This is a genomic window from Natronococcus amylolyticus DSM 10524, from assembly GCF_000337675.1.
Taxonomy (GTDB): Archaea; Halobacteriota; Halobacteria; order Halobacteriales; family Natrialbaceae; genus Natronococcus; species Natronococcus amylolyticus.
Map to the genome: position 1 here is coordinate 56234 of NZ_AOIB01000033.1, position 22182 is coordinate 78415.

Genomic DNA, 22182 nt, shown 5'->3' on the forward strand with positions numbered 1-22182 from the left:
CTACGTGATACACAAGCAACGAAGGTGGCTTACCGAGGAGCGACCGTGTCGCCGGCTCGAAGCGTAAGCGTCCGGTCGAACGGACCCTCGAGCGACTGATCGTGACTAATGATCACAAGCGCCGACTCCGTACGGTGTTGCACGTCAAACAGTACGTTGGTGAGACGATCGGTCGTCTCGGGATCGAGCTGTCCGGTCGGCTCGTCGGCCAGGATGACATCGGGTCGGTTCGCGAGCGCGCGGGCGATTGCGACCCGCTGTTTCTCACCGTTGCTGAGCGTCGCCGGATACCGATCCACCCCGTCGGCGACGGCGAGCGCCTCGAGCAGTTCGTCGACCCACGCCTCGTCGCGATTGCCGCCGTGGTGCTGGGGCAACAGGGCGTTCTCGCGGACGGTCAGATCCGACACCAGCTGGTAGTCCTGAAAGACGACTCCGATCGTATCCCGGCGCAGCCGGGCCCGCTGTCGTTCCGAGAGCTTACTTGTGTCTGTTCCGTCGACCAGCACTCGCCCGCTGTCGGGCGACTCGAGCAGTCCGAGCACCGAAAACAGCGTCGACTTCCCGGCACCGCTCGGTCCCTGGACGAGCGTCCGCGAGCCGGCCGGGATCGACAGGGACAGTTCCTCGAGAATCGGTTGGTCCCCGCGACGAACCGAGACGTCGTCGGTCTCAAGTACAGGTACATCCATAGTTTCGGCTATGAATTCTTAGCACGTTATTGTTTCTGTATTGATATAGTATGCTGTACGACTAATTAACTAGTGGGATATCTTAGGACATATCTGCTCTTGTAGAGTATAGCAAATATTCTCGAAATGCCTTGAGGGTAGTGGCTTCAGTAGGAATCCACGATTCTACTACTGTGTTCTATGAGTCAGTGAGACAGTTCTTCTAACCTTTCCAAGACAATGTTAGACGATTGACTTGGATTATAAGAAGAAGAGTTTATGGTAACTATTTTAACAGAACCTTTGCGTTCAGAATACTTTTCCACTATATCCCTAATGTCATCATATGTTTTCTCACATAGTCCGGATGCTTTACCACTATTTTCCCTCGATATTTCCTCAAGGCGACTAAGGTTAGATTCTCTTTTCTTTAACCGAGATATCGATTCTTCTCCATCGAGCTCAACCAAAACAACAACATGTGTAGATGGGTCAGGAAAAATATCAGATATTCTGCATAGAGGATTATTATTCGTACTGCTACTTGTGAGACGAGTAGACCACAAAAATTGATATAGCCCTTGATCTAATATTTCGATTCCAGAGGCGGAAGTGGACTTCTGATAAATAGTATGTATATATAAGCAATATAGTGTTAATTTTAAAAATCGACCAACGACCGCCGCTGAGTTTTATGTATCGACCAAATTATTTGTAGGGATTGAACTGGATGACGAAGAGCACTCAGTAGTGCTAATCCGACCATTATCAGGTGTCGCTTAGTGTTTGACTTTGTCTCGTGTGTCAATGAATATGTTCTATTTTTGATTTTCACTTCTTTGGGACGAAGTTGGTTTTCTAGTTCATGGGCGATCGTTGACTTACCTGATGCAGGATTTCCCACAAATTCGACGACAATTGGAAACCGTGTCACAAATATAGGGTACTACTATAATTAAATAATAGTACCGATGAGAAGTGAAAGGTTCACAACGTCTTAGTGATGGATTTCTGAACCGCTGTTGTTATATATTTTATTTTTATTGTTGTCTAGATAACTATCCAAATCGTAGTTTAGTTGCCAAGTAGAGCCATCCAATTCACTCCCCCTTATGAGGAATTCCTCTTGCTCACTACGAAGGTAAATATATCCATGTGAGTAGTCATTTATTTCTTTACTTAATAAGCTGTTATTAAATTGGTTGAAATCATTTTCTATGTCTATCTCCATTGCTTTGGAAGTAGAAATTCGATCAGCATAAACGGGATTCTCAGAATTACTGATTATGAATTCTTGCCCCATATATTCATCTTTATCTAGATAATATTTATGTTGATTAGGATTGTCAGCAATGGCAATCGGCGCAAGGGAAAAAGACAATACTACACTAATAGCTATAATAGCTATAATCGACTTTCGGTTCAGTAATGAAATAGCAACAATAGAAAGCGGGGCTAAGATCGGTTCGCTCATCAGCAACGCTCGCTGTTGTGGTAATACCCCACCAACCGTTGCTACAATATATAAAAATGCAGCAACAGCGGCATAGGAAAGTAGCAGGGCTTTTTCTTCCGATAGATCTGTGGTTCTCAATGAGTAGACCCAACCGATTCCTGATAGTCCGAAAAGGACAATTACATGACTATGCCAAATAAGTGGATCCGAGACACTCTCTGCTGCCGTCGGTACGACAGATATACTTTCTGACTGCACGAATACTCTCGAGAAGGCTGAATAAAGATAATCACCAACATAGATCCACTGGAAAAGTACCAAAACACCTCCCAAAGCCATTAGAATCGCCCAGAAACCATACCGTTGTCGTCGACCTTGAGAATTGCTCTGGATTATACCATACTCCCCTAGAATAGAGGTTATCATTATCAAAAACACGACAATAGATATTATTATTGTAGCAAACTTGTGTGAATATACAATAGTGGCCATCGTTAAAACGACTAAAAGAAGTGATCTTTGGCCATCATTATTTAGAAACATAGATAGAGAAAAGACCAGGACCAGCGTAATCAGAAAGAGATGATAATTTGGATTTGGTTCAAACGCAAAATAACGATACATAGGAAGCAGTGATCCTAATCCTGCTGCGGCTATTGATTGTTTCGCTTCCAAACCTAACCGGGAAGAGAACAAGTAAACAAACATAGGCACTAGGCCAGCACCAGCAGAATAGATCACAAGTGGACTAATATATTCTCCACCAGAAATGAGATTATACATCGATGGTAGTAGATAGAACAGTGGTATGTCGTTATAAAAACCAGAATGAATATAATCGGTTGTACCAGATTCTACGACGCTACGAACTGAATAAGCAAATCTACTCTGATCTATTCCAATTGTCGAATAGGCTATTGCATGGTAATAAACAGAAACGGTGGAAACAATAAAACTCAACGCGCCGATGACAATTCCCTCTCTAACGTTACTATATAAATAGAGAGCCAGAGTCAAAAGCACACAAGTGACCATTGTCACCGGCACAATAATATAACTTAAGCTAAATATATAGGTGAGGGTAGCCACTATTATAATAATAGATGGCGGTAGAATCGATAATCTTTGCCGAGCCATTATTCTTTCCTAGAAACTCCTCGGCTACTATAATATGGATGTTTTGATTATTGACTGCAGGGAGCCAATATATTATTATGAAAACGATCCCATAACGGATTGTACCTCAGCCCGCAGTTCATGGTTGAGAGCCAAAACAGAGAAATAAACAACGGCACCAATTGTTATAACAGCCATCAATGATAAGATACTACTGACTTCTATAACTGTTAAGATCGCCCATAGAATTATTGTCATAACGGTGGTTGCTCCTAAACACCAAGTGGCCGTCTTCCAATCGATTGTTACGGTGAGTTCCTGGGAAAGGTACCACCACCTTACTAAGAAACCAATCGTGAGGGACAACGTGGTACCAAGTGCAGCACCAGCAAGTCCGTAGCTTGGGATTAACAGTAGATTCAGAGCTATGTTTCCAACAATATCTACTATTGACGCGATTGTAACGCGGTCGGCCCGGTTGATCCCTAAAAGGCACTTACCGATGACGGCGCGGATCATTCGTGGTGCTTTTCCAATCATGAGAATCACGAGTGCTGCAGCAGCAACAGTGTATTCTGCTCCGAAAGCAAATCTAAGAATTTCTTCACTGAGAAGCCAGGCCCCCCCTGCAGCAGGAAAAACGAATATCAGACCAGGAGTGATAGCACGCGGAATTAACCTCTCGAGGCTCTTAACTGAATCACTCTCATTCCATGCACTTATCTGCGGGAATATTGTTTCGCTTATCGCTCCAATTAGTACCTTGAAGGCTTGTGAAACACGCCACGCAAATTCGTAGGCAGCGACCGCTGCCGGTGTCATAAATATGCTTATCAAAAATATATCCATCCAATTATGAACTTCTCCATCAATGGATGGAATAATGCTATAGATTCCGTAGCTGACCAGAGACCAACCAAGCGTGAGATTAGGCCTTCCAAATGTAGTTCTTTTTCTGTAAAAAGCCCAGATAAGTTTCACTACATAGCCAAAAATGAGCGAGTATACAAGGCCGTATAGGCCATAACCAACCGTAGTAAGGACAACTCCTGCCCCGATCCAAGAGACTGCATATGCTAACTGTATAATGGCTGTATCACCCACCCGAAGCTCTCCCCGAATTGTTGCGATCAATAGATCACTTAATTCTCGAGCCGCGAGAGCGATTATTAATAACAATGTTAAGTCTTCTCCAAGATACATTGTTAAATAATCAGACGTAATCATTATGGATATTGAAACGACAAATAGTAAGAGAGCTTTTATCAAAAAACCAGTTGTGAGGTATTTTGATTTGTTGGTACCTTCGCTTATTCTTTTTTCAACAGCCAGTCGAATTCCTAAATTGGAGGGTATTACAAGGAAAGAAAGGATGGCCTGGAACATGAAGAAAATTCCAAGTTCTGTTGCGCCAACAGTTCGAGCAAAATAGGCTAGTCCGAGAAACTTAATCCCAGATGAAATAGATCTTGCAGAGAGTATTTTAGCTCCAGATTTTATTAAATCCATTGCTTTGATGAATATTGGCTCGAAAAATGTGTGTTTCGAAATAGTGGGCTCTTATGTAGAGACATCCGATATAGTATATCGATACTTTCCTGAGTCAGCACGATCAATGCTTTTCGGATAATCAAACTCAACAGTAACATCCTCACCAAGAACTTTCTTTGTCTTGTCTGATATCTCTTCGAGATCTGACTGGGGTGGAGTTTCTGTGTCAGATACTAATCGAAATACAACTCGGTCATTATCAGTCTGGTGAATTTGGAATTGATTAATCCAATCGCAGTAATATAGCGATTTTCGGAGTACTCCAGGATAAACTAGAGATCCATCTAAAGCAACAAAATGGTCAGTCACACGTCCTTGAACATCAGTTATCATTGGCCAATTACATCCACACTCGCAGCTCCCTGTATGAAATGCTGCTATATCTCCGATTCGGTATCGGATGAGTGGCATAGAAAAGTTAGTCAACGAAGTGACTACGATTTCACCTGACTCTCCCGGTTCAACAGGACTCATAGTATCTGGATCGATGATCTCTATATGATGAATCATAGGACAATAATGGAGCCCTGTTGTCCATGCACATTCACTCGCAATAGTGCCAAATTCCCGAGACCCGTACCGATTATGTACAGGACAATCAAAAACTCGTTCGATTTGATTCCTCATCTCTGGGCGCAAAGTTCCGGCAGTCGTCATTACTGAATTGGGAGAATAAATTGCCACTTCGTTCTCCTCTATGAAATTTGCAAGGTTCGCGACTGCTTCAACATATGCATGAATGGTGTTAGGCTTTACATCATTGATCTTATTGGATGCAGTTCGGAAGTCTTCTTTGCGCATCGAGTATGCATTTATCCAAGTAACGTTCCGAAGCCACCTACCGAGCTTTGTTTTAATGCTATTGCCATTGGACAAATCTTCTTCTGAGCCCCAGAGCTTAATTTTCGGTTCTGAAATCTGTCGACCCCCCCAACCATCAAAAACTATTTTTAATCCTTCACGGAAAGATGCATAATGCGCATCTTGGACAAACTCAGTCGGTTGCCCCGTTGATCCACTAGTTGCGTTTTTGTACCAATCTCGGTCCTGAATACCATCTCCTTTCAAATCTTCGTAATTTTCTTTGATATCCTCTTTTTCAAGCAGTGGCAGGTCACTCATTCGAGTTGCTTTCGGAGCAGAATCAAACTTCCTTTTATAATATGGAACATTATTATAGGCATAATCCAACATTCTTTGCAACCTTTTTTGATTGCATTGTTCTATAGCATCTGGAGATAGTGATTCCCAATGACCAATAGTGTTATGCTTTTTTAAGACAGAGCGTCGATACCTGAGAATTAATTTCCAGACGTGCTTTCTCAATACCATATTCAGTGGAATGTTGTCTTAGACTTAGATTTGTTGGTTTCCTGCCTGAGATATCAAACATAACAGGTATCATAGTCCATTCTAAACTGGGTTCATTGTTAGGATGGCCAACACAAACCGTCTATCGAGTGGTTCTCATAGGTTTGGTAGTTATAGAAATGTACGAACTGTCAGTCCATTCATGTGCGCTCACTCAATCGATCACTCATAAGATGTGAAAAATTCACTCGGATTTCAGAGATCTAGAACCACTTTTCATAAGAGAGTGTTTAGCTTCATTTTAATCCTCACCATGGAGACTCACGAGCATTAGCATAACCCAATCTATGGCTACTCACTTCACAATCGCAGCAAACTATATACTATATCCTGATCGGTCATATCAGAATAACTTATATGCCCAGGAGTGTGTACTTGTTATTAGTGACTAAAAAAATACAGACACTCATTAATGTTGCTCGCAACCAGGGTTCGCTACAGGCCGTACTCGCAGTAGCAGAAGCAACGCTCCCGTCGCCCTATGCGGAACGCTCAGCGTTCACCCGTGATTTTGCGAACCAAATCTCTGAGGCCCCGTCCGATTGGTCTGAACGGTTCGAAATGTGGAGAGATGGGTTCTTACCGAAGTCATATTATTTATATAATTTTGATGAATATTCGTCAAGGTCATATCTGACCGATATTCACGAAGAGCATGCGTGGAACATAAATGGATTATCACAAAAACATGTAAATGACAAAAGAAAGTTCCACCATTTGCTATCAGATCGAGGATATAAGGAGTACCTGCCAGAATATTTTGGTGACCTTTTCCAAGGTGTTCTTATTGGGTCTGGTTCAGATATTTTTTCACTTTTGGATATGAAAGGTGAACTGGTAATCAAAGGCCACACAGGGGCAGCCGGCAAGAAAGTCTATATTATTAAGTTTGACGGCGTAGATTACTACTTTAATGGCAAACCACTTTCCAAAGTCAAATTAAGAAATTATCTTTCTTCACTAGATGGGTATATGGTAACTGAGCTTTGTAAACAGAGCAAATATATTTCAGAGATTTATCCACATACTCCAAATACGATCCGAATGATCACGATGAATCCTCAAGATGACGACCCGTTTATTGCTCGTGCAGTCCACCGGATCGGAACTAACAGATCTGAATCTGTAGACAATTTCACTCAAGGCGGTCTATCTGCTGAGGTCGGCAGGTCCGGAGAGCTAGGATCTGCTGTCCGCTACTCAGATACAACTGTTTCTTGGCATAGTTCTCATCCAGACACTGGTGCTCAAATTCAAGGAGTAATTGTCCCCCAGTGGGAATCAATCTGTGAGACGATTTTATCCGCTTCGTCCGACATACCCGAACTCAGATATCTTGGATGGGACATCATAGTCACAGAAAAGGATGGGTTTAAAATAATCGAAGCGAATGCAAACTCAGATACAGATTTGATTCAGGTGCACGAACCCCTGCTAAGAGATAGTCAGGTCCGAGATTTCTACCGCACTCAAGAGGTGATTTGATTGGTGAAATTAAATACGATTTTCAATGATCTGTGTCTTTGGTATTAAATCGATCATTTTCGCCAGCTATTTATCGTTAGTAGACTGAACTCGCCCATTCAGAGTCAAAATGAGTACTGAAAAACTAGACCTTTGCTTCATTTCTCCTAAACTATATCACTATGTACATCCCACTGAGGATAATGCTGCTGGTGGTGCACAGCGCCAGCAATATTTAATTGGAAAAGAGTTGTCCTCTAGAGGACACGACATATCTTTTATTGTTGGAGATTATGGCCAACCAAATAGAATAGAAATCAATAATATTAAAGTTTGGAAGGGATGTCCCAAACATGATGGTTTAGATGGGAAATTACCCGTACGTATGGTAAAACTTCTATATGTGATGAAGAAAGTTGACGCTGATATATATTATGTCCGTGGTGCCCCACCACTCTGCGCAAGTATTTATATGTTGTCAAAAGCACTAAAAAGTAATTTCGCGTTTTGTTTAGCCAATGATAAAGACGTAAAGAAGGACGAGATAAGCCAATTCCCGTTCTTTGTGAAAACCGCTTATCTCCGGGCTCTTTCCGACGCAGACTTTCTGGTCACGCAAACAAACAAGCAAAAGCGTATGACAAAGAAATTGGTTGGACAGGACTCGAAAGTCATCTCTAATGGTTACACGGTGGAAACCCAACAAGATATCAAAGATCACAATAACAGAAATACCGTGCTCTGGATTGGAACGGATGATTACGATCAAAAACGTCCTGATCGCTTCCTTGATTTGGCTGCGTCCCTTCCGTCAATGGATTTCACTATGATCTGTCGGCAAACAAATGACGTTCAATATCACCGAGAGTTGGAACAGAGATCGAAGTCAATACCAAATCTCACGTTCATCAATTCTGTTCATCCAGACGAGATATATAAATATTATAATGACTCATACATGCTGATAAACACATCTGAATATGAAGGGTTCCCCAATGTTTTCCTTGAATCTTGGAAATATAAAACACCAGTTATTTCGCACTCATTTTCACTGGACGGATTATTATCTTCAAAATCCGTTGGATATGTGTCTGGTTCAATGAAAGAGCTGATCAAAGATACTTCAAAATTAGCAGAGGATGTGGAAAAGAGAAAACATCTTGGAGAAAATGGTAGAAACCTACTACAGAACGAGTTTTCAATAGAGAAAGTTGCAGACGAATATGAGAGCTATATGATAGAGATGGAAAAAGCGAATAGCGCTGTCTAATCCAGTACCATTTCGGCCAAATATTTCTAGCAATCGATAGGTGCATTCTTTGATTCATATAATGATGTACCAACTATTCAACACATGCGTGTACGTTCCCCGACTATCCGCCTAAGTGTCTTGGAGCGATCGATTCGCGTTTTGGGGATGTAATATCACTTTCTGACGAGGTCCCAATCGGTACAGTTCACTTGCTCGTTCAATTCTAATCGAGAGAGTGCAACTCGATAGTCGAATTGATTACAAGAAACTCTAGCTTCAAGCAGATCATGTTTTCCGTAGAATTCACGCAGAAACACAATGATCACTTGCTGTTAACATTAATAACGGTTTCGTCAACAGCGACCCGCGACAACACCTCGTCAACAAATTGCATCCGCTATCAACCAGTCGGGTTATTAGTTCCAGGCTGTCTGTGAGAGCGTCCGACGCCTAGTTCAGCGAAAGTAGTTATTATATAATGAAATAAACGACCGGTCTGATGGAAACGGATGGCGAACGCCGTCAGGCTTTGACTCTTTGCCGTCCGGTCGTTCCTGTAGTTCTCGCTGAGCAGGTCCACTAGCAGTAGTTCAAATCAACTTAACGAATCACTCAACGTCTCAAACCGGTTTGGTTAGACAGTGCTAATTGAATTAATTCATAACTTTTCTTTGATTTTCGTTATTGTCCCAAGTAAGCCATTTCTTTGATACGACATGAGGGCCTTTCCAACTGTGGACTCTTCTTTATTGGTGTATAATGATATTCCACCTATTTGTGTAAAAACACGGTGTTGGTTAGTGGAGTTTATTACTTTAGCTGCTTCCTCAACATCATGATATTTCCCAGCTCCTGGTGATTCAATATCTAACAGTCTCCCATGAAAAATTTTAACTTTGCCTACCGCATGGCCTGGATACCGAACCATCAAATTATATTCTGAAGGAAGTGTAGCAATTCTTAAATTACTACAATACAATGCCCGTCGAAACGCTGGTTGATTTCGAGTTTCACTTTCCGTACTCAGTTGATCGTAATTTTTCTTCCAGGATTTAATAAAATCTCTAAATCTAGGTGTGTTTTTGTATAACAGAACTCCAGTATTGTATTCTGGAAACGAATCCGGTACGTTCGGGATTTCGTATGATTTTTTATTTTGATTGTGGGCAGCAGCTATATCAAACTCATCTAACAGGTCAAAGACTTCCTCAAAAGAAGAATCCGCATAGATATCGGTGTCAATGCACAGTGTTCTGTCAAAAGGTGTATTTAAAATATATCCTATTTGGTCAGAAAAATCAAAATCAGGATTACTTATTTTTATATATTCATCAAAAACCTCTTCAGTTACTTCCTCGTTAGACATGATTGCGATATCAATATGAGGCATATGCTTTTTTATAGATTCTGCCGATATAGCCGCCTCTCGTGCAAATCTTTTCCCTGTTGCAATATATAAAACGCCCTTTGTCTCCATATTGTAGGGGATAAATCGACAGTATATAAGACCCTTGGTTGTGGGCCATATTATATATAAAGAGTGTTAAATCGTCCATCTACTCCTACATATATTCGGATATTACTATAGTTCCAATCTATTTTGGGACTTTCTCAACCCCAATACCATGCTTCCTAAGCAGTTCGGCGGCAATCGCTTCAGACCAATTTGTTCGAGTTGGGAGATCGGTCCCATAACGAGTTACTTCCGTAAGATATCCTGCTCGGCCAAGATCAGCAGCAACCTTATGGATTAGACGGGGATGCTCACCTGCAAGCGTATTGCCGACTGTGAACTCGTAGGCGCTGTCGTACTCCTCGGAGGCGTGGATCAACTCATCGTTCAGCAAGCGATTGACCCGACCTGCGATCTCTCGAGAGCCACCTGCAGCGGACGGAAAGATCGCCTGGCCGAACCCGCTGGGTCCACGAGACGATCCCCAGATGCCCATCGAACTATGCATATCGATAACGGCCGCTGGATCCATTTCGGTAATGAACTCCCAGATCGCCTCGGCGATCGATGTCGTCGGTTCCTGACCGGACGGGAACTGCTGGTTAAGATCGCCATCAGGACCGCTATACGTACTGTCGCGAACCGCGGGTGCGTTGGCCTCGGGAATCACGACGAGCGTTCCCTGCTCGAACTCCCACTCGCGGACTGTGTGTGCGGCGTCGATTCCAGCCCGTTCACTGCCGTGTACACCACCAAGGACGACCACGGTCTCACCCGCCGTCGGCGCCTCACGGATATAGGCCGGCGTCTCGTAGCGCGTTCCCGAACGCAGCGTTCGGACCTCCTCGGTGACCGACTCCCCAGCACTGACCGTCCCGAGCGTGAACGAGCCGAGTACCGTCGCCGAGCCGCCGACGACAAGGGCTCGCCGGCTGGTAGTTAATCGCTGCTGTGAGTTCTTTGTTGCCGATCTGTCTTGCATTGTAACCATACAAGAAAAGATGACTATAGTATATAAAATTAGTACAATTCATACAGTGGGTAAGAGCTATATGTGAGGTACCAAGACACATATCTCACCAACTCGGAACGTCGTCGACCGGGAACACTGCAGCCTTCCCAAAAGAAGGTCCTATACGCGGATTATCGGCCGATCTGTCCTCCCTGACTCACTCCTCGACGATCTGGTCGGCTTCGAACTCGACACGGTATGCAGCCGTCTCAGCACACTGATCGAGCGAGAAACTGTGCTCGGAACTGTTCTCCGGATCAAGGCTGAAGCGTGCAGCGTCACTGGAGAGGTGATTTCCATCGGCATCGGTGATCATCCCAACCCCCTCGTAGTAGAGTTCGGCAGTTGCCGACGTGTTGTCCATCTCGACGTTGATGTTACAGAGGTGTGAGCCCTCGGAGGACTCCCAAACGAACTCGTGGTCGACCTCGAGCAGATCCTCTAGCTCGTCATCGAGTACGAGCTCCGCATCCAGTTCGTCCGGCTCTGACGAGTCGTCATCGGTGTCGTCCTCATCCGTCTCGTCGGCCTCCCCGTCTTCAGATTCCTCATCAGCGTCTTCATCGGCAGGTTCCTCGTCGTCGGTCTCCTCGTCTGCTTCCTCATCGGTATCGTCGGCTGGTTCCTCATCGTCAGCGTCTTCATCTGCTTCCTCGTCCGTACCGTCGTCAACAGGCTCTTCGTCACTGGCGTCTTCATCCATTTCCTCATCGGGATCGTCATCGGCAGGATCCTCGTCACCGACATCGTCGTCTGTCTCCTCGGGTTCGTCATCAATCGGTTCTTCGGCATCGTCATCGGCCGGCTCATCGTCGTCCTCGGCTACTGCCCCGTCGTCAGTATCCTCCGACTCATCGTCGTCAGGAGACGTACAACCGGCGAGGACCCCGACTACCGAGACACCTGTGACTTTCGTGAAAAGCCGTCTGTTCATACTTGTACATGATTCCTTCGATTAATAAATCTATTCAATAAGATTGAAATCACTCCGTGCCTCGGTTAGCTCGGAGAGTCTCTCAATACAGGTTCCTGTGGAGTGAATTCTCTCTCTCGGTCATATCCCAGCGTCACGAGCTGTCCTCGGTACGGCCTTGCTGCTCCCGGCCTCCCGTGGCAGCAACCAGCGGAGCCTCCAACAGACGAGTGGCAGATCCCGGCTGTCTGGTCTGCCAGCGGAGCCTGCTCAGAAGTGAGGGGGTGGTGTAGCGACAGCGCTACCGTTTCGAAGTAGAGACCAACCAGACCGGATCGTGATATCCAATGGGGAGACCGGTACCACCGAGGCCGGTCGTAGACGCTTCTCAGTCATCCTCGTCGACCACTGTCCGTTGGTGACGAACCCCGGTGGGGTTTGAGTGCAGTTCGCCGTCGAGAAGCTGTTCGGTCACCGGCATCGTCAACACCGTCAACAGCGTGTAGAGTTCACCGGTATAGTTCTCTCCGTTGCAGTGAGCTCGGTACAGCTCGCGGATCGCGTTCGCATCCGGGCCAGGAGATGCGTCGGCCAACCGCCCGTACTCGCTGAGCACTTCGGTCGGGAACTCGAACGAGCGAAGCAGTTCGACATCGTCCAGCCACGGCCCATCGGTCATATACGGTTCCGGTGGCGATCGGGTGGACAGATGCTTCTGCCAGAGCTCTAAGAGGTGTTCGCCGACATACTGGATCGGAAACGGCCGTGAGAGTCCCACTCCGGTGCTGGCGTGAGGGATCACCGCAAGAGATGGGTCAAGCCGGGTCACCGCCTGGCCAACGAGATCGCGCTGGAGCCGGTATCGGGGCGGCATCGACAGCGAGAGGTCCAACAGCCGGTTGTCGAGAAACGGTGACCGGTACGGAAGCATCCGACGAAGATCGCTGTGAACCCGCATATCGTCGTCGTTCGAAAGCGGGTAACAGCTCCCGTAGTAGACCAGGTCCTCGAGCGACTCGTAGGTAACCCCGTGGTGGATGATTCGGTCGCCGTCACGGTAGATGTTCGACTCGAGGATCGTCCGGAGATCGGTCGGCATCTCGAGGTTGTCGTGGGCGCGCTCGAGCAGCAGGTCGATGTACTCGTCGATCGTCTCGATCGAACGCTCGATCGGGACCGCCATCGAACCCAGCGGTCCAAGTGACACCCTCGGCGATGGGACGCTGTAGCCGCTGAACAGTGAGTCGCTGTACAGCCCCGAGAACAGACCATCCACGCGATCGGTGATCTCAGCTTCAAACCCACTCGTATAGGGCTGACTGAACCAGCCGTTGAACGAATCAGCCCACCGATTGCGCTTGAGCGCCTGGATTCGGTAGGCTGCGCCGCGTTCAAGCAGGTGGAACTCCGCACCGGCTAGGAGGGCGATCTGAATCGCAGTCCGGGCCTCGCGATTGATCCAGTCGTTCATATGGAACGCAGTCGCGTCGTCGAGAGCCGCCAGGATGAGTCGCGAATCCCGCCCCCCCGACAACAACACACCGTACTCGTGGTCGTCTCGTACCCACTCGTCGATCACCGTCTGGAACCGAGCAGCGAACTCCTCGACGAACCACTCGAAGGACTCGTCACGTGGCTGGTAGTGGGGACGCCAGTACTGGTCGGTCCCGATCGAACGCTCGTCGAGCACGACCGAGGTGATCGTTCCCGGCTCGAACTTCTCGACTCCCTCGAGCGGTGTTCTGACGCCGAACGTACATCGGAACGCAAGATATTCGTGAAGATAGGCTGGATGGTACGCGGTATCGACTGCCGGATGGAACGGAAGGTACTGGATGTTCGTCGAGAAGACGATAGCCCCGTCGTCGGTCTGCGTCCAGTAGATGGGGACCGTCCCGAACCGGTCGGTACAGATGGCAAAACGTCGGCGAGTCTCATCGTAGAGCAACAACGTATAGTTCCCGTTGAGTTCCTCGAGGAACGCGAAGCCCGACCGTTCATAGAGGGACAGACAGAACTCTGCGGAGGTGAGGTGGTCGAGTCTGGCCCTGTAGGCCTCCGAACCGTCGCGTCCGGTAACACTGCGACCGTAGACCTCGCCGATGAGCCAGCACCGAACCGAGTCCGTTTCGGCAGTTGTCGGCTGATGGCTCCTTTGAGATGTTGCAACGGCGACCTCGTCGGTCGTGTACCGTAGTAATTGAGTCCCAGGAAGCCATTCCTCGAACACCTTCTGGTCCAGCGATCCGTCGGTGGAAACCACACCATGTGCGACCGTCATCGAAAACCACACACGAGCCCAGTATTAGACGAGTCAATCCAGGAGATGAGTCCAGAGCCGCTGATTCTGGTTGTACCACGGCTTTGTTCCCATGAGGATGCTATTGTTCGACCAAACCGACGCTGTTCAGAACAACGGACTCCAAGCGAACTGACGACAACCGAAACACGACCTTCGATTCCCGGCATCACTGTTCTATCAATAGGGAGGTGCAATATATGTTTTTACTAGTGAAGGAGGAGTTCTTTATATAAGAGCCGTCTCGCGAACGCGACCACGCTGTGATTCCCCTCACAACCGAATCCGGACGGTGCAGGAGCCGTCCACTACTTCCTCTGGGAGCTTCACTTTCCCTACACTGTTAAAATAATAGCATAAATAGCCTTCTATGTTCCACGGAGGGTAAATGATTTATATTATGGGTTATTCTATCTTTAGGTAATATACTCTATCCGAACGACCATCAGCTCAATAACTGAAGGCCACAATAGTATAGTTTCAGAAATCAATCTAGCAGCAATACACTAATACAAGACAACGATGGGACGACGACCGGAAACCCAACACGACGGACACGAAACGGGTGGCGTGAGCAATGCGACGAGAGAGATAGGTGTGCAAAGATGACCCAGGCAGTACTCGATCTCGCGGATGACGATCATCAGCAGAACCTGAACAATCGATCCGGTTTCGAGTTCGAGACGACTGAGGCCATCAATGGACTCGAGTGTCGTCTCTCTGCTTGGACGACGGGCGCTCTTACAGCGTACCTGACTGACGGGTCAGGTAACGTCCTCGAGCGACAGTCGATCGCGACGCTCAGTCCCGGAGAGACGTTTACGTTCGAGACCGAACTCGAGGCCGACGAAACCTACTGGATCCTCTGTGATGCCCGGGGGTATGAGTACGGCCGGGGTCGGGCAGCAGTTGACTACCCGATCGAGAGCGACTCACTGGTCGCGACGACCGGGGTGTTCACCGGCGATGGGTTAACAACGAGTAATTATCGCTACTGTGTCGATCGGATCAGCCCGGCGTTCGGTGGTGAGACACTTGACTTGGGAAGCGACGAGGAGTCACAGTCGTGGAGCGGCCTAGATCAGCCATCTGGGGTTCGCATTCAAGCGACCACGGACGTCGCAGAGTTCGACTGTCGGTTGTCTGCAGCGACCAGTGGTGTCACCGAGGCGTATCTGACTGACGACTCTGGAGACGTTATCGACCAGCAATCGATCACCAATCTCGGAAGCGGGGAGAGTTTCTCGTTCGATACTGGGCTTGTCGCTGACGAGGCCTACTGGGTGCTGTGTGACGCAGACGGAGACAGCTACGTTCGTGGTCGTGCTGGAGCAGACTATCCACTGGAGAGCGACTCACTCATAGCGACGAACGGAATCTACGGTGGTGATATGGAAACCGGGGGCTATCGCTACTGTATCGACCAGATCCAGATTCCGGACGTAGACGAACCAACCGGTCAAGCTCTGAACCTCGGAACTGACGATGAGGGCCAATCCTGGGGCAGCTTAGACGACTGGTCCGGCGTTCGTGTTCAGGTCACTGAATCCATCCACGGACTCGAGTGTCGACTTTCGACAGAGACCGAGGATGTCACGACGGCATATCTGACGACGGACGATGGCAGTGTTCTTGAACGACAGACGGTCGCGACACTTGACGGAGGCGATACGTTCGCGTTCGAGAGTTCGCTCGAGCCAGGCGAGGCCTACCGGATCGTCTTCGACGCTCGCGGTCGGAGTTACGTTCGTGGCCGAGCGGCAGCCGACTACCCTATCGAAGGTACCGCCCTGGATATCACACACGGTATCTACGGTGGCAGTCAGCAAACCGAGAGCTATCGGTACTGTGTCGATCGAATCGTCCCGCAACAGACGAACTTTGTGACGCCGGACTCACCGGGTACAACGGATCTCCTCAATCTGGGTTCGGACGACGAGGCCCAGTCCGGGTTCACGAGCTGGTCCGGTGTTCGCGTCGAACTCACGGAAGCGGTTCATGGCCTTCAGTGTCGACTCTCCGGGGAGACCGACGTCACCACAGCCTATCTCACCGATGACTCCGGAAACGTTCTCTCTCAGCAGTCAGTTGCTGACGTGGAGTCTGGCGGAACGTTCGTATTCGATGATGTACTAGCCGCTGGTGAAGCGTACTGGGTCCTCTGTGATAGTGACGGTGAGGATTACACTCGAGGCCGAGCTCAAGTCGACTACCCACTCGAGAGCAACACTTTCGTCGCAACACACGGGATCTACACCGGGGAATCGCTCACCACTAGCTATCGGTACTGTATCGACCAAATAGAGACACTTCAGGGACGCGACGACGTCGATACACTGAGTCTGGGGAGCGATGCGGAGGGCCAGTCAGGGTTTACGAACTGGTCCGGCGTTCGTGTCGAAATCACGGAAGTAGCTCATGGATTGCAGTGTCGGCTCTCCGCTGAAACCGACGTCACCACGGCCTATCTCACCGACGACTCCGGAAACGTCCTCTCCCAGCAATCAGTTGCTGATTTAGAGCCGGGTGAGACGTTTATGTTCGATACTGGGCTCGGTGTTGACGAGGTCTACTGGATTCTGTGTGATGGAGACGGTGACGCCTATACTCGAGGTCGCACAGCGGTCGACTACCCACTCGAGAGTGACCATCTCTCGGCAACACACGGGATCTTTACAGGCACCTCTCTCACCACTAGTTATCGGTACTGTATCGATCAGATTCAAACAGTACGAGCGAACACGAACGTGGATACACTCGGTCTCGGGAACGACGAGGAAGCGCAATCCGGATTCACGGACTGGTCCGGTGTCCGCATTCAGGCAACGGAGCCTATCCGTGGTCTGCAGTGTCGCCTCTCCGGGGAAACGGACGTTACGGCGGCGTATCTGACGGACGACTCCGGAAACGTTCTTCGGCAACAGTCAATCGAGGGCTTCAACCCCGGAGACACGTTCGTCTTCGATGTCGAACTCAAGGCCGATGACGTCTGTTGGGTACTGTGTGACAGCGATGGCGAAAGCTACACCCGGGGGCGAGCAGCGGCCGACTACCCACTCGAGAGTGAGTTGGTCTCGGTTACACACGGAATTTTCACCGGTGAGTCGTTCACTGAGAGCTACCGGTACTGCATCGATCAGATTCAAACGACGCTGGCAGGTAGTGGACTGACGTCCTCCCTCGAGAACCGCTCGCTCGACGTTACGACCGTCGACGTCGTCGAAGAACCTTCGATCGACGAGAGCGGAGACTTGGCCGCGGAGCTCATCGCGTATATTACTGCCCAAAACGAGGTCAACCACGAGTTCGTCCTGCCGGCGGGGACGTACAACTGGAACACCGAGTTCGTTCTCCCCGATCCGATCGAGTACCTTGAAATCAGAGGAGAGCCACGAGCGACCCTCCAGGTCCGAGACCATAGCGTCAATGTCGCGTTCGAACTCGGTACCTGGGCTGACGACAACCCGCCCCAACACGTTGTCCTCCAGGATTTCGATCTCGACATTGCCGACCAATCGGAGCGAGACTCCGGATTCATTACGGCACACGTCGGTCGCTGTCTGATCGACAACGTCGAACTCGTCGGCTCGCGCTGGCGACACGGCCCACAGGGCGGCGGCCGGTACACCTGTCTGATCAACACGCGCGATCCGGAGATGCTCTCGATGGTCCGCAACCTCAGCTTCCCCGATGGTGAAATCGCCGACTCCGACGAACCGTCGGTCGGACACTCGATCGGATTCAGTGCCGACCCGCCACACGAAGGGATCACCCTCTGGCAGCAGTGTTATGTCGAGGACTACGTCGACAACGGATTCTACGTGAGTAACAGTGACGGCGAGAACCTCATCGTCCACGGGACAGCGGTCAACTGCGGAAACGGGACCCTCCGAATCGGTGCCGCCGACGAGGCTCGAGACTGTAAGGTCCTTTTGGATGCGGCTTCCGACCAGATCTATCCCGGTGCCGGCCTCTGGTTCCAGGGTGGCGAACCGCTCGCCGAACGAATCGAGATCGAGGGCAGTGACGCCCAGAACGACATCCTCAGAATCAACAGCGATGCCGACGGCGGCCAGATCACCGGTCTCGACCTCTTCTGTGGGCCGCCCGTCGATGCACCGGCGATCCGGTGTACGTATACCAGTGACACGGACCCATCCGGTGTGCTCATTGAGGATTTCACCGTCGAAGACGTGACTACGGCAAACGACAACGGCAGCGTCAGTATCCGTCGTCCGGATATCACGCTGAGTTCGGGCCAGATCGACGCCGAAAACCGACCGGCACTCGGTGGAGGCTACGATCCGGATCTCGACGACGTTGAACTGTCGTAACTACGTAAACAGCAGTCCGACGCTTTTCCGCCTTCCCTGTGGTCTTGGCTGGCTGCGTTCAATGCGTGTAGAACGTCGGAAACCGGAGCTTTCGACCGACCGGTCTCCTCGCGGTTGAACTCGTTGCGTTCTGTGACGTGACACCGGAGTCTGGGGCCGTTTCCTTAGACGACGAAACAGTGGGGAAGACGCCGACCCGATCGACGACAATTCCTCGACAAGCGCCCCGGATGCATACTGTCGAACGTAGAGCACGACGCGTCTCTCGGGCGGCGGGTCTGGCTGGTCGATCATGAGCGGAACCGTCGTTGGAGTTTCTCTAGACTAAAGTTCAATGATCAAGTAACCCACATAATACACATATTCATCAAGTCGTTCTCTGGGATGATACGGTCCATTACAATGTCTGCGGACGGATTCCCACGGCGAGATCACGGATGGCGTCGGGAAGTTCAACGAACGTCCACACCTCCAATCTTTAATGCCTGTCATTTCGACAACCTTCCGACCACGGGAAGCACAAGATCAGCGATGCCGTCGACTTGCTTATCCCAGTTGGAACAAAAGATCGATACAATCAGGCCCGAGGACTGGTAGATCGACGTCGGTTACCCCAATGATCGCGACGAAGCCGAAGACCGACTCCAAGACGAGGAGATTCCAGTGACTGCCGACCGAGGCGGGAAACCATCTAATCGCACAGCAGTAATTCGGTCGCGATCGTGTATTGTGAAGCGACTGAGCGCGATAATCGAAAGCGAGAACCGGTTCTCTCGAGCTTACTCCCGAACCTGTGTCTCCTGCCCCTCGTTGACCTGCATGTCGAACAGCATGGCGAACATCAGGAACATGCTGCCCATCGTGAACAGCATCATACTTCCCGTCCCGCGCATGAACAGCGACTCGCCGAGGAATAGGGAAGTGTACAGTGCCCAGAGACCGGCCAGAATTCCCAGGCCAGCAGTCCCAGCCCCAAAGAAGTAAAACAGCGCGAGCGGATGGAAGTCCAGCACGAGGTACTTCACCTTCAGCCGCCAGAGGAATCCTCGAAGCAACATCCCCGAGACGTTCCAGATGTAGCTCGGATAGCTAATCGAGGACTCCTCGTCGCCGTACAGCGCCGGCATCGCGACGTCGGCCACGCGCATCCCCTTCGCGTTCAGCTTGATCAGCAGGTCGTTGCAGTAGCCGTAGTACTCGTAGAGGTCCTCGAGCCCGGCGTTCTCCAACGCATAACTCGAGATCGCCGTATACCCGTTCTGTGGGTCCATCGTCTTCCAGTAGCCGCTAGCGATCTTCGTCAGGAAGGTGAGAATCGAGTTCCCGAAGAAGCGGAACGGCGGCATATCCTCGCGGAACTCCTTGTACAACAACCGATTAGCCTTCGAGTAGTCGGCCTCGTCGTCGACAATCGGATCCAACAGACGAGTCATCTGCTCGAGGTCCATCTGGCCGTCGCCGTCGACCGTGGCGGTGATATCCACATCCGCGTCTCGAGCGGCCAGATACCCCGTTTTGATCGCCCCGCCCGCACCGAGGTTCTCGCGGTGTTCGATCGGCACCACCCGTCCAACGGGATCGTGGACGATCGCGCGCTCGGCGAGCATCCCGCCGCCGTCGGTGCGGGCCTCCTTGGCGTAGCCGAGCTCCTGCCCGCTGGCCTCGACGAACGACTCGCTGACGCCGGCGTCCTCGCGGGCCGCCTGCAACACCTCGTCCCACGTCCCATCGCTCGAGCAGTCGTCGATGACGAACATGCGGTCGACGTAGTCGGGCATCCCCCGAATCACGTCGCCGATGAACCCTTCCTCGTTGTACGCCGGGATCACGACGCCGATCGTGTGCTCGCGGTACATGTTACAACCTCCGGTAGGTGAACAGCTCGGCAGCGTCCTCGAACGTGCCGTCGATGTCGATCATGACGGGGTCGTCGGCCATCTGGTCGGCCAGCGTCGCGGGCGACAGCGACTGGAACTCGCTGTGTGGCGTGCCGATGACGAGTCCGTCGAAGTCGGTGACGTCGAAGGCGTCCTGGATCTCGATATCGAACGCCTCCCGGGTTGCCTCGGGGTCGGCGTGGGGGTCGAAGCCGACGACCTCGATCCCGTACCCCTGGAGCTCCTCGATGACCTGGCCGATCTTCGAGGTGCGGATGTCGTCGACGTCGGGCTTGTACGCCAGCCCGGCGACGAGCACGCGGCTGTTCTTGGGGACCTTCTCGCTCTCGTTTAACGCCCGGATCGTCATATCGGCGAGATGGTCCGAGACCGACTCGTTGACCTCGCGGCTCGTGCGGATGAGCTCGGGGTCGACGCCCTCGCGCTCGCTCTGGTAGAGCAGATAGAACGGATCGACGGGGATGCAGTGGCCCCCGACCAGGCCGGGCTCGTACTCGTGGAAGTTCCACTTCGTGCCCGCGGCCTCGAGGACGGCCTCGGTCTCGAGGCCGAGCTCGTCACACACCATCGCCAGCTCGTTCATCAGGGCGATGTTGACGTCGCGCTGGGTGTTCTCGACGCACTTGGCGGCCTCGGCGGTCTCGATCGTCGGCGCCTCGTGCAGGCCCGCGTCGACGACGGTGCCGTACAGCTCCACCAGTTCGTCGCGACCCTCGTCGGTCAACGCACTCACGATCTTGACGACGTTCGCCAGGCCGTGTTCGGTGTCGCCGGGCACCATCCGCTCGGGCGAGTAGCCCACGTCGAACTCCTCGCCCGCGGTCATCCCCGAGGCCTCCTCGAGGGCCGGGACGAACACCTCCTGGGTCGCGCCCGGGTACACCGTCGACTCGAGGACGACGGTCGTCCCGTCGGTCATGTTCTCGCCGACCGTCTTCGCGGCGCCCTCGACGATCCCGAGGTTGGGCTTCTCGTTGTCGTCGACGGGGGTCGGCACCGCCACGATGACGAACTCCGCGTTCGCGATGTCGGCGCTGTCAGTGGTGTACTCGATCCCGCCCTCGGCGATCGCCGCGTCGCCGACGTCGCCGGTCGGGTCGACGCCGGACTCGAGGGTGTCGACCTTGTCGGGGTCGACGTCGAATCCCGTGACGCTGTTGCCCGCCGCGTCCAGCGCGGCTGCAAGCGGGAGGCCGACGTAGCCCAGTCCGACGACGCAGACGCTCGCGGTCGTCTCGACTGGCTCCTCGTACTGGTACTCGCTCACGCCTCGACCCTCCGCGGTCGGTCGGTAGTCGGCGTCTCGATGCGTGGTGCTTTCTTGGGGATGCTGTGTGGGGGGCTCATTTGCGGTCAGGGATAGATACGATTCCAGCGATAGTCAGGTCGAAC

At 50.7% G+C, this 22182-nt stretch carries 13 protein-coding genes; 3 read left to right on the plus strand and 10 right to left on the minus strand.

Going from position 1 to position 22182, the window contains the following annotated elements; all coding sequences use genetic code 11:
- Positions 1 to 29 precede the first annotated feature (29 nt).
- The 4 genes from C491_RS17120 to C491_RS17130 form a co-directional block, all read right to left on the minus strand.
- Entirely contained in the window at positions 30 to 692 is a 663-nt protein-coding gene (locus C491_RS17120; protein ID WP_005558585.1) for an ABC transporter ATP-binding protein, read from the minus strand.
- Positions 693 to 1668: 976 nt separating this feature from the next.
- On the minus strand, positions 1669 to 3216 hold the full coding sequence (locus C491_RS22715) for a hypothetical protein (RefSeq protein WP_152421376.1): 1548 nt from the start codon (positions 3214 to 3216) through the stop codon (positions 1669 to 1671).
- Positions 3217 to 3339: 123 nt separating this feature from the next.
- Complete coding sequence (locus tag C491_RS17125) at positions 3340 to 4752, minus strand: flippase (protein ID WP_005558587.1); 1413 nt, start codon at positions 4750 to 4752, stop codon at positions 3340 to 3342.
- A 51-nt stretch (positions 4753 to 4803) separates the two neighbouring features.
- Positions 4804 to 6126, minus strand: coding sequence for a phenylacetate--CoA ligase family protein (locus tag C491_RS17130; protein WP_049892233.1), 1323 nt, complete (start codon positions 6124 to 6126; stop codon positions 4804 to 4806).
- A 423-nt stretch (positions 6127 to 6549) separates the two neighbouring features.
- Here C491_RS17130 and C491_RS22130 point away from each other — a divergent pair, with 423 nt between their 5' ends.
- On the plus strand, positions 6550 to 7650 hold the full coding sequence (locus C491_RS22130; RefSeq protein WP_160167168.1) for a sugar-transfer associated ATP-grasp domain-containing protein: 1101 nt from the start codon (positions 6550 to 6552) through the stop codon (positions 7648 to 7650).
- Positions 7651 to 7759: 109 nt separating this feature from the next.
- The gene (locus C491_RS22135) at positions 7760 to 8899 is read left to right on the plus strand and encodes a glycosyltransferase family 4 protein (RefSeq protein ID WP_083909383.1); all 1140 of its coding nucleotides are present in this window, start codon (positions 7760 to 7762) and stop codon (positions 8897 to 8899) included.
- Positions 8900 to 9539: 640 nt separating this feature from the next.
- On the opposite strand, the gene C491_RS22720 is transcribed toward C491_RS22135, so the two are convergent.
- The 4 genes from C491_RS22720 to C491_RS17145 all read right to left on the minus strand — a co-directional run bounded on the left by C491_RS22720 (position 9540) and on the right by C491_RS17145 (position 14540).
- Positions 9540 to 10358 carry a hypothetical protein gene (locus tag C491_RS22720; RefSeq protein WP_152421377.1) on the minus strand — a complete coding sequence of 273 codons (819 nt, stop codon included), beginning with the start codon at positions 10356 to 10358 and terminating at the stop codon, positions 9540 to 9542.
- A 118-nt stretch (positions 10359 to 10476) separates the two neighbouring features.
- The gene (locus C491_RS17135) at positions 10477 to 11316 is read right to left on the minus strand and encodes a M14 family metallopeptidase (RefSeq protein ID WP_049892241.1); all 840 of its coding nucleotides are present in this window, start codon (positions 11314 to 11316) and stop codon (positions 10477 to 10479) included.
- Between the two features lie 187 nt (positions 11317 to 11503).
- Positions 11504 to 12280, minus strand: coding sequence for a hypothetical protein (locus C491_RS17140; protein WP_005558594.1), 777 nt, complete (start codon positions 12278 to 12280; stop codon positions 11504 to 11506).
- A gap of 367 nt (positions 12281 to 12647) precedes the next feature.
- Positions 12648 to 14540: an asparagine synthase-related protein gene (locus C491_RS17145; protein WP_083909384.1), complete on the minus strand. Its 1893-nt coding sequence runs from the start codon at positions 14538 to 14540 to the stop codon at positions 12648 to 12650.
- 623 nt (positions 14541 to 15163) lie between these two features.
- Between C491_RS17145 and C491_RS17150 the strand changes: the two genes are divergently transcribed.
- Entirely contained in the window at positions 15164 to 18892 is a 3729-nt protein-coding gene (locus C491_RS17150; RefSeq protein ID WP_005558598.1) for a hypothetical protein, read from the plus strand.
- Positions 18893 to 19671: 779 nt separating this feature from the next.
- On the opposite strand, the gene C491_RS17155 is transcribed toward C491_RS17150, so the two are convergent.
- Together C491_RS17155 and C491_RS17160 are read right to left on the minus strand one after the other, a co-directional pair.
- Positions 19672 to 20748: a glycosyltransferase family 2 protein gene (locus tag C491_RS17155; protein WP_005558600.1), complete on the minus strand. Its 1077-nt coding sequence runs from the start codon at positions 20746 to 20748 to the stop codon at positions 19672 to 19674.
- A gap of 1 nt (position 20749) precedes the next feature.
- Positions 20750 to 22057 (minus strand): nucleotide sugar dehydrogenase, encoded by a 1308-nt coding sequence (locus C491_RS17160; RefSeq protein WP_005558602.1) that lies wholly within the window; start codon positions 22055 to 22057, stop codon positions 20750 to 20752.
- Positions 22058 to 22182 lie beyond the last annotated feature (125 nt).

Excerpts from the sequence above, each read along its gene's own strand:
- C491_RS17120 (WP_005558585.1), bottom strand. The coding sequence starts at position 692 with ATGGATGTACCTGTACTTGAGACCGACGACGTCTCGGTTCGTCGCGGG.
- C491_RS17125 (WP_005558587.1), bottom strand. The coding sequence starts at position 4,752 with ATGGATTTAATAAAATCTGGAGCTAAAATACTCTCTGCAAGATCTATT.
- C491_RS17130 (WP_049892233.1), bottom strand. The coding sequence starts at position 6,126 with ATGGTATTGAGAAAGCACGTCTGGAAATTAATTCTCAGGTATCGACGC.
- C491_RS22135 (WP_083909383.1), top strand. The coding sequence starts at position 7,760 with ATGAGTACTGAAAAACTAGACCTTTGCTTCATTTCTCCTAAACTATAT.
- C491_RS22720 (WP_152421377.1), bottom strand. The coding sequence starts at position 10,358 with ATGGAGACAAAGGGCGTTTTATATATTGCAACAGGGAAAAGATTTGCA.
- C491_RS17135 (WP_049892241.1), bottom strand. The coding sequence starts at position 11,316 with ATGCAAGACAGATCGGCAACAAAGAACTCACAGCAGCGATTAACTACC.
- C491_RS17140 (WP_005558594.1), bottom strand. The coding sequence starts at position 12,280 with ATGAACAGACGGCTTTTCACGAAAGTCACAGGTGTCTCGGTAGTCGGG.
- C491_RS17145 (WP_083909384.1), bottom strand. The coding sequence starts at position 14,540 with ATGACGGTCGCACATGGTGTGGTTTCCACCGACGGATCGCTGGACCAG.
- C491_RS17150 (WP_005558598.1), top strand. The coding sequence starts at position 15,164 with ATGACCCAGGCAGTACTCGATCTCGCGGATGACGATCATCAGCAGAAC.
- C491_RS17155 (WP_005558600.1), bottom strand. The coding sequence starts at position 20,748 with ATGTACCGCGAGCACACGATCGGCGTCGTGATCCCGGCGTACAACGAG.